General features: G+C 60.1%; 10 protein-coding genes. 3 read left to right on the forward strand and 7 right to left on the reverse strand.

The genetic code is table 11. From position 1 onward, the window contains the following. The first annotated feature begins 420 nt into the window (after positions 1–420). The gene (locus G1C97_RS09495) at positions 421–1,767 is read left to right on the forward strand and encodes an MFS transporter (protein ID WP_240951101.1); all 1,347 of its coding nucleotides are present in this window, start codon (positions 421–423) and stop codon (positions 1,765–1,767) included. 436 nt (positions 1,768–2,203) lie between these two features. Here the strand turns inward: G1C97_RS09495 and G1C97_RS09500 are convergent, their stop codons facing one another. The 3 genes from G1C97_RS09500 to G1C97_RS09510 form a co-directional block, all read right to left on the reverse strand. Beyond that, on the reverse strand, positions 2,204–4,831 hold the full coding sequence (locus tag G1C97_RS09500; protein WP_169241555.1) for a bifunctional lysylphosphatidylglycerol flippase/synthetase MprF: 2,628 nt from the start codon (positions 4,829–4,831) through the stop codon (positions 2,204–2,206). Beyond that, on the reverse strand, positions 4,828–6,267 hold the full coding sequence (locus G1C97_RS09505; RefSeq protein ID WP_169241556.1) for an alpha/beta hydrolase: 1,440 nt from the start codon (positions 6,265–6,267) through the stop codon (positions 4,828–4,830). Before G1C97_RS09505 ends, G1C97_RS09500 begins: the two co-directional genes overlap by 4 nt. A gap of 205 nt (positions 6,268–6,472) precedes the next feature. Then, positions 6,473–7,117 (reverse strand): HAD-IA family hydrolase, encoded by a 645-nt coding sequence (locus tag G1C97_RS09510; RefSeq protein WP_169241557.1) that lies wholly within the window; start codon positions 7,115–7,117, stop codon positions 6,473–6,475. Between the two features lie 317 nt (positions 7,118–7,434). Between G1C97_RS09510 and G1C97_RS09515 the strand changes: the two genes are divergently transcribed. Then, entirely contained in the window at positions 7,435–8,463 is a 1,029-nt protein-coding gene (locus G1C97_RS09515; RefSeq protein WP_169241558.1) for a ketopantoate reductase family protein, read from the forward strand. Positions 8,464–8,737: 274 nt separating this feature from the next. Continuing rightward, positions 8,738–10,318, forward strand: coding sequence for an amino acid permease (locus G1C97_RS09520; protein WP_169241559.1), 1,581 nt, complete (start codon positions 8,738–8,740; stop codon positions 10,316–10,318). Between the two features lie 9 nt (positions 10,319–10,327). Here G1C97_RS09520 and G1C97_RS09525 read toward each other — a convergent pair whose 3' ends face one another. The 4 genes from G1C97_RS09525 to G1C97_RS09540 form a co-directional block, all read right to left on the reverse strand. Then, positions 10,328–11,629, reverse strand: a complete 1,302-nt coding sequence (locus G1C97_RS09525) for an aminoacyltransferase (RefSeq protein ID WP_169241560.1) — start codon at positions 11,627–11,629, stop codon at positions 10,328–10,330. 55 nt (positions 11,630–11,684) lie between these two features. Then, the gene (locus G1C97_RS09530) at positions 11,685–12,953 is read right to left on the reverse strand and encodes an aminoacyltransferase (protein WP_169241561.1); all 1,269 of its coding nucleotides are present in this window, start codon (positions 12,951–12,953) and stop codon (positions 11,685–11,687) included. Positions 12,954–13,012: 59 nt separating this feature from the next. Beyond that, positions 13,013–14,284, reverse strand: coding sequence for an aminoacyltransferase (locus G1C97_RS09535; protein ID WP_169241562.1), 1,272 nt, complete (start codon positions 14,282–14,284; stop codon positions 13,013–13,015). 135 nt (positions 14,285–14,419) lie between these two features. Continuing rightward, positions 14,420–15,148 (reverse strand): non-canonical purine NTP pyrophosphatase, encoded by a 729-nt coding sequence (locus tag G1C97_RS09540; protein ID WP_169241563.1) that lies wholly within the window; start codon positions 15,146–15,148, stop codon positions 14,420–14,422. Positions 15,149–15,205 lie beyond the last annotated feature (57 nt).

Below are 15,205 nucleotides of genomic sequence, written 5' to 3' on the forward strand. Positions count from 1 at the left end.
CCGGCCGTCGGCATCGATGCCTACGAGAACGGATTCGGCATCAGAAAAGGATGGGCAGGACGCTCAAAATAATCCACGCCACGCGATGACACGCGCGGATAAGACCCACGTTTCTTTACTTAACCCTCAATTGCGTACAGGGACACGGTCCATCAATTTCGCCGAGGCTCGCGAATCATATAACCGCATGATCTGCTGAAACGTCGCACGACACATCTGAGCCGCTAGACAACACAACACCACTGTCGCCTATGCCGCATCATACTCTTCTTAATATTTCCTGTATAGAAGATGATCGCGAACCGTCTCGAAACAGTCTCCCGCTGTACAGGAATTCATGTTCCGTTCAACTTCCGCGCCCCTCTTACGCACCAAATCGCTTTTACGATAGATTGGATTGACCATTACGAGGAGCGTTATATGACACACACCACGGGCAGTACCGGCTCGGCAGATACCACAACCGCCCTGAAAGGCACGGACGCTCCGCAGGCGCTGGCGACCGGCGAATTCCCGATACCGCCAAACGGCAAGCTATCCACACGCGAAAAGAAGTGGATCGTCTACGACGTCGGCAATTCCGCATTCGTGCTGCTGAGCACGGCCGTCATCCCGATCTATGCGAAGTCGCTGATGCCGGCGGACGGCAATATCGTGTCCGCATGGGGGTATGCACAGACCATCGCGTCGCTGGTTATCGCGCTGCTGATGCCGCTGCTCGGCTCCATCGCCGACGTACAGGGCATGAAAATCAAGTTCTTCCTCGGATTCTTCGGCACCGGCGTGGTGATGTGCTGCGCAATGGCGCTGCCATTGACTTGGCTGCCGTTCCTGATTGTGTATGTGCTCGCCACCATCGGATTGAATGGTTCGCTGACCTTCTACGATTCGATGCTGATCGACACCACCACCAACGGACGAATGGATAAAGTCTCCTCGCACGGCTACGGCTGGGGCTACGTGGGTTCCACCGTACCGTTCATCGTCTGCATCGCGCTGATCTTCGGTGGCCCGGCGTTGTTCGGCTGGTCAACCGTGGCCTGCACGCGTGCTTCGTTCGTGATTACGGCCGTATGGTGGGTGGCGTTTACGATTCCGCTGATCACCAGCTACCGTCAGGTGCATTATCGCGCCACTCGCGACCATGCGCGCGAGGCGATCCGCGGCACGTTCCGTGAGCTTGGCTCCACATTCGGCAAGATCGTACGGAACAAGCCGTTGTGGATGTTCATGGTGGCGTTCTTCTTCTACATCGACGCCGTGAACACGGTGATTTCGATGAGCACCTCCTACGGCACGCAGCTTGGCATCGACTCCACCCAGTTGGTGGTGGCTCTGTTGGTCACACAGTTCGTGGCGTTCCCGTGCGCGATCCTCTATGGCCGGCTGGCCGGGCGCTTCGGATGCAAACCGATGATCACCGTGGCCGTGGCGGCATACATGGGCATCGTCTTCTTCGCCACGTTCTTCCTGAAATCCGCGCTGGAATTCTGGATCCTCGCGATTCTGGTGGGCATGTTCCAAGGCGGCATCCAAGCGCTTTCCCGCTCGTACTACGGCAAGATCATCCCCAAGGACCACGCCAACGAGTACTACGGCTTCTACGATATCTTCGGCAAAACCGCCTCGATTCTCGGCACATTCCTCGTGGCCACCACCACGTCCCTGACCGGCAATGCCAGTCTCGGCGTGCTTTCGATTGCGATTCTCCTGGTTGCGGCCCTCGTCTTCCTCTTCCTCCAAAAGGATCCGACCAAGACGGTATGAGCCGCGTCGCCCGAGACCATTCAAGGACAATCGGCGTACGCGAATTGCTGAATCAGATTGCATCCCGCTACGGGCTGGATGCAATCTGTTGGGATTCGGGCGTGGCACATGTGCACGAGTCGCGTTATCTCTCCAAAATCGTGATTTGTGCGCGCCACCATAAATCCCTATCGGGGTCGGCCATGCAGGAAAGGGCGAAATTCCAACGATTGTGATTTCACGCGTCGGCGCACAAAGTGATTTTGGCGGCTTCTCGCTTGATTTATGTGAACACAAAATGCGCTATTCGGGCCAAGAGCTCTGAAGTGCTCGCGCTCAGGTGGGATGCGGAGCAGATTGCAGACGAGGACTGAAAGACCGGACCGGACCTTGGACGGCACCCCGCTTCCGGAGCCAACCCCGCACCCACACCCGCCGTACCAGCGCTAGACCGCCGCTACGAGCGCAACGTCTTGAGCATGCCAGTCACCTCGGCGGGCGTGACGGACGGCACGTAGGCGCGCACCACCGCCAAGCCGATCGTCGGCAGTGCGGCCGGATCGGGATAGCACACATATACGGGCACCTCGGCCGGCTGGAACTTGCGCTTGAAGTTGAACAGCGAATGGAATCCGTAGGCCGGCTCCATCCAATCGGCCACGATCTGCAACGCATGTTGAAGCACCCGGACGCCCTCGTTCGACGTCCCGCCACCCGCAGCAGAGCCGGAAACATTGTCCCGCTCAGGATTCATACCGGCCAGGGGCGCCGCAGACAGGCTCATGAACTCCACGGCATGTTCCGGATCAGCCTGGCCTTCGTCACGCAAACGCTCGGCCATACGCGCGATGAGGAACTCCATGATGCCGTTGGGACTATCCGTGCGATGGCGCATGAAATCAAGCGTCCAGCCGATCACGCGGCCGTCACGCCATGTGGGCAGCCAACTGGTGACGCCCAGCACACGTCCGTTCGCGTCCACGGCGTAGAGCAGCCGTACGCGCGGATCGCGCAGCTCCTCGACACCGCCGAGCGTGAACTTCATCTCCGGCAGCGCCTTGAGCTGCGCCCATTCCTCGGAAATATCCTCGATCTGTTCGCGCACGTCCAGCGGAGATTCAAGGAATGTGGACTGCACATCGGTGATGCCGTCGCGCTTGGCCTTGTTGATGGCCGTACGGACATCCTGCCATTTCTTGCCGGTGGTTTTCCACGTGCGCGGATCGACCACCATCTCGCTGCCGACCTCGATGGATTGCCAGCCGCTGGCCACCAGCCGATCACGCTGGGCACGATGCACACTGTAGAACACCGGAGACCACGACCGTTCGACGCAATACTGCGTGAAACCGACAAGATCGTTCGACCATTCCGTAGAATCACCGAACGGGCCGGTGCATGTCAGGGCAATGCCGTTGAGCACACGATAGGCCACCGCCGACTTGCCGGTGGGAGACATCCAGTAGCTGTTGCCTTCCCACGTGGTCATGAAGCTCATCGATTCGCCGCCGGTTTCCACCAATCGTCCGGCACGCTCCTGAGCACGGTCGTTGGAGCGGCTGACATCACCCATCCAACGAATCACCACAATGAGCACCACAATCCAGAACACCAATCCGACGCCTTGGTAAATCACGGACGCCACCGGCGTGCGAGGTACGAACGAAAGCCTCATATGACTCAGGAATCCGATGGGCAGGAAACGTCCCGGCAATTCGGCCAGCAACGACGTCGCTGTGGCGTTCGGCGAGAATTCGTCCGGCTGCGCCAATCCGTAGAGCAGATACACGCCTGCGCAAGCCAGCAGCGTCACCACCATCGCTCCCATGCCACCGATCAGACGCCGCCAGCCGATACGGACCGGGAAGTATCGCATCGATACCGCAAGCGCGACCGCAAACATCAGTGGCGGCAAGGCGTTCGTCACGCAGGCGGAGAGGACGCCATGCTGCAGCAACGACATCATGCCGTCCGGCGCGAAGCTCAGCGGGACGATGAAATAGTAGGCGACGGCGAGTCCGGCAGTGACCAGATTGATCGCCGAAGCCGCAATGGCCGCGAAGCGACGGCCGCGATACAGGCCCCATGCCAGCACCAGCATGACGGCCGTCGGCAGTAGCGAGCGCAGCACGGCACCGGGCATCGAAGCGCGCATCAGGTCAAACTGCAGGAAGCAGCCATTGTGGGTATCGCCGGCAAGGCATCGGGCCAAGGTGTGGTCGTCGGCGGCGGCCGGACTCATCAACAGGCCGATGGTGCTTAGCGGACCGGCGTGATTATGCGAGGTGATGGCGATCACAGGACCCAACGCCAGCACTACGGCGATCGCGGCGAACATTCTGCGAGCCTCGAAGGAAGTGCTGCGCAGCCAATGCCAACCGATTTCAGCCGCCGAGGACGAAGTCGGGGACGCAGAACGACCGGCCATCACACGTCCGGCGATATGACCGGCGAGCGCGGCCGCCAAGATGCAATACACGCCGGGATTGCCGCTGTAGAGCAGCACGACGAGAATCGCCACATAGCCGATGAGCCGGATACGGCGACGCCACAGATGACTGCACCATGCGCTGGCCGCCATCATCGCCCCGATGGGCAATACCAGCGGGCTCAACGCGAATCCGATACGCGAAACCACACGGGAATCCTGGAACATCCAGCCGGTCGCCCAGCATAAGGCGAGACCTACGACGATGCCAACCGCAGCGCAGCCGAACGCCATGCTGACAGTGCGCCGACGGCCCAGTCGGGTTTCGGCGATCGACAGCATGACGATCCACAGCACGGCGTCGAACATCAGCTGCAGTACGCCACGGGCCAGGAACAAGGACGCGACGAGCTTGCCGAGACTGAACTCCGCCATACTGGTGTTGAGACGCAGCGGGAACGCGAATCCGGCCATCGCATTGACCAGCCAGACGACCAGATTCAATGCCACCAGACCTGCGGTGGCGCTGACGCACAACCGGTGCTCGTTCACCCATCGTCGTGCGTCGTCGGCCAGCGCCTTCCAGTTGTCGGATGTACGGGAGGCTGCGGGACGGCGATTGTTCTGATTCGGTTTGATTGTTGCGTCATCGTTCATTGCAGCACCTCCACTTGGCTGTAGTCCTTCAATGGCTTCGTCATCGTTCCCAATCCGGTCCGCTGCCCGAACCACTCCAGTCCGGGCTTCCATACAGCCTGTACGGCATGCCAATCGTGACCGGTGTTCGGCACCAGCAGTTCGGTGACTTCCATGCCCGCCTTGCGCGCGGCCGCCGCAATCGTGCGCATGTTTGTGATTGATTCGCTATCCCGTTCTCCGGCACCGGCGAACAACGCCTGACTGGAGGAACCGGTTGCGGCGATCGCATTGACCGGCACCTGAGCGTCGTAAGCCGTACGGTCGCCGGCGAAATAGTTGCGCACCATCTCATCGACAGTACCGTTGGTGGGCTTCAGCTCGCCGTCCACCGGCAGCATGGCGCCATAGATTTCCGGATGGCGAGGGGCAAGCTGGGTGGTGCAGGTCCCGCCCTGGGAGAATCCTCCGATGGCCCACATCGATGCGTCCGTGGCCACGGGAAGCGTACGCTTGGCCCACGTCACCACGTCTTGGGTCAGGTATGTTTCCGCATTGCCCTGGGTGGTGTCCGCGCACAGACTGTTATGGGTGTCCGCGCCGTTCTGGTCTGGCACCAGCACGATCGGCGCCAGACCGTGATGGCCGGCGGCATAACTGTCCATCATCGCGGCGATGCCACCGGCGGCGATCAGTCGCCCCGGACTGCCGGGCTGGCCGGCAAGCAGCTCCATCACCGGCAGTGCGGGCGGCTGTTTGCTCAACGCTGCGGGCGGCAGGTAGATCATTGCCCTGCGTGCGTTGAAATCGGACTTGGTGTTCGGAATATCCACCGTAAGCACCTTGCCCTGTTGCGGCATATCCGGCAGCGCATCACGTTGCGCGTCGGCCAGCCATTGCGCCACGCTCATCACGGACTTATGTACATCCACCGAATCGATCGAAGCGTAAGGCGCGTACCCCACCAGACTGCCGACCGTCTGATATTCGCCGTAGATGCCGTCCACACCCAATCCGGTGGACATCAGGATCAGCGGAACCAGTACGATCGCGCACACCCGGCGCATACGATGGGTTCGCGCGGCAGCCGCGATCGCGAATCCCAACGCCGCGATTCCGGCACCTATGGTACAGATCACGGACCAGCCGAGCGAGACGCCGAACACCATGAACACGTCGGATATCAGCCAAGCCGCGACGGTGCCGATTATCGCGGCCGCGATCATGACGATCGTCGAGAGCGGCAGGGGGCGCGACCACAGGGTGAGGTGAGCGGTGCTACCGGATGGTGCCGAGGCCGGCGCAACGCGGAGGGACCGATGACGAATCTCTCCCGCAATCATCAGCATCAGCAGCACGACCGCAACCAACGCGGTTACGCCGAACACAGTCCACGGCAGCACGCCGCCGACCAACGACCATCCCATCATCGTTTTCATCCATACGGAGTCCTGCATACCGCCCTCCCCCACGGATTCCCACGAATTCCTACGAATTGCTCAACCGCGTTACCATAACGCGCCAACCATGAAGGGACGGCCAAATTCATGAAACCCGATGGGAGTTCTCAAGGTTTCTTCAGGTTTCTTGCGCCGGACGGGCGACGGTGGCGCACGTGGCAGCTACAGCACGCGTGCGGCGATTGCGTACGTACGCAACGTATTACGCGAGCAGCAGCGGACGCAGGGAGGCCGCATCGGTGAAGCGGATGCCGGTCAGTCCTAAGACGGCCGCGGACGCCGCGTCGGCGTTGCGCTGCTTATCGTCGACGAACGCCGTATGCGCCGGGTCGACGCCGAAACGGGCGACGGCACGACGGTAGATTTCAGGGTCCGGCTTATGGATGCGTTCGGCGCTGGAGACGACGATATCGCGCAACAGGCTCAGTTCCGGGAACAGTTCGCGCGCCGCGTCCACAAATTTTGTGGTGAAGTTCGTCAGGCCCCAGCAGCGCACGCCGGCCGCGTCCAAGTCGCGCAACAACGTTGCCATGCCGGGCAGCATACCGGCCAGCGCCAGTCGCTGACGAATGAAATACGTGCGAAAAGCCTGAAGTTCCGGTGATTGCGACACCGGAACGTTGCCGATGCCATGGTGAGCGGCGTAATCCGCAAGAATATGTTCCTCGCTCCATCCCAGATCGGACAGTTCATCGTAATGCCAGAATCCGTACGGGTCGTCTCTGTCGAACAGTCGGTCGGCGGCGTCGGGCGAGACGACTCCCTCAATCGCAAGCCGCGGCCGCCAATCGACCAGTACATCGCAGAAATCGAAAATCACATCGCTATAGGTGACGGAAGCGCTCATGCGCAACACTGTACGCGCCGCATATGTATCGCACGTATCGCGAATAATGCGCGCGACACCCGCCGCGCACCCGCACAAGGCCGACCATCATGCGAACACTGGCATGACCGCAATGTGACCCATGCCGTGCGGCAAGCCTGTGCAAGACGACGTGCGGTGCTACGGTGTGATGCCAACAGCACGATGGATATCCGCGGTTCACAAGATCGCTTGCATACATCTATCGCAAGCCGCATGGCGCATACTTTCCGAAACCCCGTCGGGCGTCAGATGCGGCGCAATTCGACAATCGCATCAATCCCATAGAGGAATTCATCATGAAATACACCGTTATCGGCGCAGGCGCAATGGGTCTGCGTTACGGCATCCTGTTGCAGGAACACACCAACGCGCACGTGGACTTCATCGACGCATGGGCGCCGCATATCGACAAGATTCGCGAGCAGGGCGGCGTCTACGTCAGCCGCGACCATGAGAACCGCCGCCTCATCCCGATCAACCTGTATACGCCCGAAGAGTACGACGGCGATCCGGACGTGTGGATCATCTTCATGAAGCAGATGCAGCTCGAAGATATGCTCAAGCGCTGCGCACACCTGTTCAAGGATCATCAGGTGGCCTTCAGCGCGATGAACGGCTGGGGCCACTTCGAGAAGATCGCCCAGTACTTCTCCGAGGATCGCATCTACGGCGGTACCGCGCTCGTCGCCACCGTGCTGAACGGCCCGGGCGATGTGGACTTCATCGGCAAGTCCGGCGCGGGCACCATGCACATGTGCGCCATGACCAACAAGGTCACCGACATCGAGAAGGCCATGTTCGCCGACTTCCAGCAGGCCAACCTCAACCCGGAGATCTCCGACGACTTCAAGGGCATGTGCATGGCCAAGATCGTGTTCAACTCCGTGGTGAACACGCTGTGCACCATGTACCAGATCACGATGGGCCAGTTCATCAGCTACCCAGGTGCCCGCGATATGGCCATGCAGCTGATCAACGAGGCCTACGACGCATGCGAGCGCGCCGGCATCAAGCTCATCAACACGCGCGCCGAGGAACTGGAGTCCGTCGACTACGTGAGTCGCACCGGCAACCCGCTGCACTACCCGTCGATGTATCAGGACATGAGCCGCGGCCGCAAGACCGAGGTCGATTACATCAACGGCTACATCGCCAAGCTGGGCCGCGAGCACGACTACGTGTGCCGCACGCACGAGTTCCTCACCCACGGCGTGCATCTGGCCGAGCTGGCGTTCCAGTACCATCACCAGAACGACGCCGCCCAGTCCCGGCAGACGGCGGCCGCGGCCACCCAGTCCCGCAAAGACGAAGAGCTCGCCGCCTGATCGCAGTTGGATCACGACTCCGTCCGCAGCCTGGTTACCGTCGGCCGCGGATTATCCATCGATATCTGATATCGAACCGTAACATTGCGGTGTTCATGTTTCCGCGCTACCGGCGCGGTTGGATGAACACCGCATTGTTGTTGTGCCAAGCAGGTTGTGCGTACACGGAGATTGGGCAGCACCGAGCTGCGTGGAGGCGTAGCCCGGTACGGGTATACTGTTCCGGGCCGTCTTGAGGCGGCCGCCATGGAACACGCATGTCAGAGAGAGCAGCATGAGCCAATCCGACCTTGAAACGGCGACGCAATCGCCTTCCCAGCCCACAACGGCATCATCATCGACTGCAGTATTGCCGAACGCCGGCGACGTTGCCGGCGAAACCAACAGCACAGCCGACGGCGGCTCAGACGGCACAGTCAACGTTACGAATCGTAAGGACCACACCAAGCATGCGCTGCACACGAACCTCAAGCGCGGCATGGAGTCACGTCACCTGCAGATGATTTCGCTGGGCGGCGTGATCGGCACCGGCTTGTTCCTGAGCTCCGGCTACACCATCCAACAGGCCGGCCCGATCGGTACGATTCTGGCGTACGGCATCGGCGCGGTCATCGTCTACCTGGTGATGCTGACCCTCGGCGAACTGTCCGTAGCCATGCCGGTGACCGGCTCGTTCCACGTGTACGCCGAAAAGTTCATCGGCCCGGGCACCGGATTCGTCATCGCCATCCAGTACTGGCTCACATGGACCGTGGCGCTCGGCTCCGAATTCACGGCGGCCGGTCTGCTCATGCAGCGATGGTTCCCGCACACACCCACCTGGATGTGGAGCGCGGCCTGCATCATACTGATCTTTACGCTCAACGCGCTGTCCGTACGGTTCTTTGCGGAAGCCGAATTCTGGTTCGCCTCCATCAAGGTGCTCGCCATCTGCGCGTTCATCGGCATCGGTCTGCTGGCGATTTTCGGCATTTTGCCGATGAAGGGATACGACCACGCCCCGCTGTTCGACAATCTCACCAAAGACGGCATCTTCCCGAACGGTTTCATGCCGGTGTTCGCCACGATTCTAACCGTCAACTTCGCCTTCTCCGGCACCGAACTCATCGGCGTGACCGCCGGCGAGACACGTGACCCGGAAACCGCAGTGCCGAAAGCCATCCACACCACGCTGTGGCGACTCGTACTGTTCTTCATCGGCTCCATTGTGGTGATGAGCGCACTGATTCCATGGCGTCAGGCCGGTGTGGGCGAAAGCCCGTTCGTGCTGGTGTTCAGCTCCATCGGCATCCCGTACGCAGCGGACATCATGAACTTTGTGGTGCTTACGGCCGTGCTCTCCGCCTCGAACTCCGGCCTGTACGCCTCCACGCGCATGGTGTGGTCGATGGGCCATGAAGGCATGATCCCGCGCTGGTTCGCCAAGACGAACCGTCATGGCGTGCCGGTGTTGGCCCTGTGCGCCGCAATGGCCGGCGGCCTGCTGGCATTGCTTTCCTCGGCAGTCGCCGCCACCACCGTGTATCTGGTGCTTGTGGCGCTCTCCGGCTTGTCTGCCGTGGTGGTGTGGATCGCCATCGCATACTGCCAGATCGTGTTCCGCAAGCGTTGGATCGCCTCCGGACATTCGGTGGACGAGCTCAAGTACAAGACGCCCGGTTATCCGTGGACTTCATGGGGTGCGTTCATTCTGTGTACGGCGTCATTCCTGCTGGTCTTCTTCGACAAGGAGCAGCGGTTCGCCCTGGGGGCCGAACTGGTGTTTATCGTGGTGTGTTACGCCGCGTACTTCGTGCAGCGCTGGTGGCGGCAGCGGCATCCGCGCGAGGAAGATGAGCCGGTGCAGCTGCCGTAGGATGTGGGCCTAGCGGCCCAACAGCTTATGCGCCAGCCGGCTCACCGCGCACATGAACGGATTGATTTCCAGCGTGAACTTGCCGACCAGTTCCTCCGCATAACCGTTGAAGCCCTGCTTGAACTCCAGCACGCCTCGGCCCTCGTCGTTCGGATCGTCGAACACGCCGGAGATGCCACCGAAACTGTATCGTGTGATGCCCTGCTCCACGCATAGATGCAGCATCGCCTCATACTGAATCAGCACCGGAGCATAGAACGGCTTGTACTCCTCCACACTGCCCGAGTACTGGTAGATCACCTCATGTGGGTGACTGACAAACAACGAAACCGCCGCCGGAACCACATCGCCTCGCTCCTTGAGCCCGGCGACCTCCGCCAAACGTTTGTCCGCTGCGGCGAGGTTACGGCTCTCCTCCCCCAGCTGGCGCTCGATGCGTGTGGTGGGGCGCTCATCATATTTGGCTTGCAGATCGGCGACCTTCTTGGCCAGCGCCGAACGCTTGGCCGTCATGTCCGCCAGATATTCGGCAACGTGGATTTCCGCCAGCATAAAGTGGGCGTCGTCACCGTACGCTTCCTTGAACTGATGGAAATACGCCTCATTACGGGTTGTGAACCCGCGGCGAGCCGCCGTATCCGATTCGATGCGCGAGAACACCGGGAACTCATCCGGGCCGATTTCGCGCACATGCACGCCCATGGATTGTGCACGCTTGATACTCCACTGAGCGCGCTTGCCAAACGAGGCCATGAGCTCCTTACCCGTGGTGATGCCGGTGAGATCCTTGACGAAGGACCATTGGCACACCACGTCATAGCCCGTATGGAAGCCATCATGTGTCCATCCTGCGCTGCGGTATGTCTCAACAGCAGCCGCATTCGGCGCACCGTCGGGTTCGCCGTCAGCCGTACAACGCTGGTACAGCTCATTCGGCCAGCACGCCACGGAAATGGCATGATGACGCTTCGCCGATTCGCGGATCGCGGCAGTCATGGCTGCGATCACTTCACGATCGGCGGAATAGTCATGACCGTCGACGACAGCACAGATCGGGCCGTAGTATACGGAACCGTCCACACCGAATCGGCCTTTGAGATACACGATCGCACAGGCGCTGACCAGCATCCCCTCCGTATTGCGTGCACCGAGGCATTCCACCATATGCCCGCGCATGCGAGCCAGACGAATCTGCCCGCTGTCTTGCTGGGAGCATCCTTGCGGGCAGAGCGCGCTTCTGGAGAAGTCGATCAACTCGTCATCATTAATTGGACCGGAGGTATACCCCCCCCCGAACGTATTTTGGGTCATCTGAACTTGAACTCCTAACTCTCTTCCATACTCTCTTCCATCGAATCGCTACAAGCTATCTCTTGAGCAACGTATGAGCCAAACGGCTGACCATGTAGCGTGGCTTGCTCACCGGCAACGTGAACTCGCCGATCAGCTCCTCCACATAGCCGTTGAAACCCTGCTTGAACTCCAGCACGCCACGACCTTCGTCGTTCGGATCGTCGAACACGCCGGAGATGCCGTAGAAGTTGTAGCGGGTGACGCCCAATTCCAAGCACTTGCTCATCGCCCAGTGCTGAATCAAAGCCGAAGCATAGAACGGCTTGTACTGTTCGACGCTGCCGGAGAACAGGTAGACGAATTCCTGCGGATGCTCCACGAACAGCGAGGCCGCCGCGGGAAGCACGTCTCCATCTTTGGCGAACTCAGCCGCCTCGGCCAAACGCTTCTCAGCCGCCGCGAGATTACGGCTCTCCTCACCGAGCTGACGTTCGGTTTTCGTGGTGGGGTGTTCGTCGTACTTGGCTTGCAACGCATCGACCTTGGCCTGCAGCGCCGTGCGTTTGGCTTCCATATCCGCCACGTATTCGGCGATATGAATCTCGGCGATCATGAAATGCGCCTTGCTGCCGAACGCTTCCTTGAACTGACGGAAATACTGCTCATTGCGGGCCGCAAAACTGCGGCGTTCGGCGGTCTGCCGTTCGATGTCCGCAAACACGGACAGTTCGTCGTCGTTCAGTTCGCGCACATGCACGCCCATAGATTGCGCTCGTTTGACGCTCCACTGCGTACGTTTGTCGTACGACTTCAGCAACGCCTTGCTATCGGCGATGCCGGTCAGGTCTTTGACGTAACTCCATCGGTTGACCACAGCACCATAGCCACAAGTAAAGCCCGCATGACTCCATCCAAGATGAATGTAATTATCAATGGCTTCATCATCAGCGATACCTTCAGGCGTTCCATCGGAAGCATGCCGACGGTACAGGTCATTGGGCCAAGCTGTCACGCTGAATGCTTTACGGGCCCGAGCCGCCTTGCGTATCGCGGATGTCATTTCGCGTAGAACATCAACATCATGCGGATCACACAACGGTCCCAGCCAGACAGATCCTTCCAAACCAAAACGACCACGGGTATATGTCACCTCAGCAGCGCCGACCAATGTATCGTTCTTCCATACGCCAAGATAATCAACCGGATTGCCACGTCTCTGCGCCAGCTGTCCCATCGCGGTTGTCTGCTGGAATCCACCTCGTGGAAACTCAGCAGAAAAAGCATTCAGCTGTTCACCGGTGATCGATGAGCTCCGGATGAAGTCTTTGTCATTCGCAGTCATATTGTTGAACTCCAATTGTTTGCAGCGACATTTCCTTCGATCGCAATCTTTAAAGGCTTCTACCGTCCCAGCATTTTGTGAACTAGCTGTTTGATGGCATATGCCAGCGGCTTGACGGTCAGTTCGAATTCGCCGGGCAGTTCCTCCACATAGCCGTTGAAGCCCTGCTTGAATTCCAGCACGCCGCGGCCCTCACTGTTGGGATCATCGAAAATGCCGTCGATGCCATAGAAGTTGTACCGCTTCACACCGCGCTCCAAGCACAAGTGCAGCATGGCCTCATGTTGGATGAGGGCGGAAGCGTAGAACGGCTTGTACTCCTCCACACTGCCAGAGAACAGGTATATGGTCTCGCGCGGATGTTCCACGAACAATGAGGCAGCCGCCGGCAGTACATCACCTTGTTTGGCGAATTGAGCGGCCTCATTCAGGCGTTTCTCAGCGGCGGCGAGATTACGGCTCTCTTCGCCGAGCTGACGTTCGGTTTTCGTAGTGGGGTGGGCTTCGTTTTTGGCGGTCAGCGTCGCTACCTTGGCAGCGAGCGCCTCACGCTTGGCCGTCATGTCCGCGATATATTCGGCAATGTGGATTTCTGCCACCATAAAGTGGGCTTTGTCTCCGAACGCTTGCTTAAAGCGATGGAAGTACTGCTCACCGCGGTATTCAAAGCTGCGACGCTCGGCCGTCTGCTGTTCGATGGCGGCGAACACATTCAGCTCGTCGTCGTTCAGCTCGCGAACATGCACGCCCATCGAACGGGCGCGTTTGACGCTCCACTGGGTGCGCTTGTCGTAGGACTTCAGCAGGTCCGATTCCGTATCGATGCCTGTGAGGTCCTTAAGGTAGCGCCAGCGCGGCACGGCCGTGTATCCCACGGTGAAGCCGCCGTGCCTGAAGCCGAGGGACTGGAGGTTGGTCAGCAGCTCGTCATCCGGGGTGTCCCCTTCGGCGTCGGCAGGCAACGGTTGTCCATCCGAATCGTGCAGCCGATACGGGGTTTCAGGTGTGATTTCCAGCTGGGAGGCGCCCTTGGCTTTGGCGTGGGCCTTGAGCTGGGCGATGAAAAAGCCCAACAGTTCGTCATCGTGATAGTCAACCATCGGGCCATCGTGAATGGCGGCGAATGTGGACAAACGGGAGCGATGCGTTTCGAACAGCGCGGCCGCCACAATCTCGTCATGTTCCTTGACGGCCAGATATTCCACCTCTACACCTTGCGCGGCGCGGAGACGTCCCATAGCCGAAGTTTGTTGGAAATTGCCTTGCGGATGCTTGGCGGAGAACTCATCGAACTCATCGTCGCTCAACCGCACCAGCACAAAATCACGCATGTTCTTCCTTATTCTTTCGGCTTTCTTTCGGATTTCTTTCGACTTGCGAAGCCTATAACCATAGAGATGAAAGCTGCCGACGACCAGTCAATCGGCAGCCAGATTACCACAGTCGGCAGAAGGCAGACTCGGCGCTCAGCCCAGCAGCGCTTCGATGGCGGGGACGAGGGCCTTGAGGGCCTTGCCACGGTGGGAGATGGCGTTTTTCTCGGCCGGAGTCATTTCGGCGCTGGTCAGCGGCTCGCCTTCATAATCGGGTTCGGTGCTGGTGCGGCCGGGCTGATCGTCCGGTACGAACAGCGGATCGTAGCCGAAGCCGTGCTCGCCGCGAGGCTTGCGGATGATCGTACCCGGCATTTCTCCCAGTTCCACGGTCTCGGACTTGATGGCGTAACGGGCCTGCACCATAGCCGAGCCGGCGGCGGCACCAGACGCGGCACCGGTCGCATCGGCTCCGGCTTCCACATCCGGCACCACCAAGGCGGCGGCGCAACGGAAGCGAGCCGTGCGCTTGCTATCCGGAATGTCTTCGATCTGGGCCAGCAGCAGCGCGTTATTGGCCTTGTCATGGCCGTGCGCACCGGCCCAACGGGCGGAGAGGATGCCGGGGGCGTTGCCCATCACATCCACGATGAGACCGGAATCGTCCGCCACGGCGGGCAGACCGGTGCGGCTGGCCACGTCGCGGGCCTTGAGCAGAGCGTTCTCCTGGAAGGTGACGCCGGTTTCCACCGGGTCGGGCAGATGCAGGCTGCCGGCGGAGACGAGCTCGATGTGCGCGGCGTCTTCACCCAGATCCTCTTCGAGGATGCGGCGGATCTCCACAAGCTTGCCTTCGTTATGGGTGGCGACGACGATTTTCATGGGGGTTCTCCTTGTTCGCGTTGTTCGCGTTGTTCGCGGATTCGTTTTCGACTCGGA

This window comes from Bifidobacterium olomucense, from assembly GCF_012932375.1.
Taxonomy (GTDB): domain Bacteria; phylum Actinomycetota; class Actinomycetes; order Actinomycetales; family Bifidobacteriaceae; genus Bifidobacterium; species Bifidobacterium olomucense.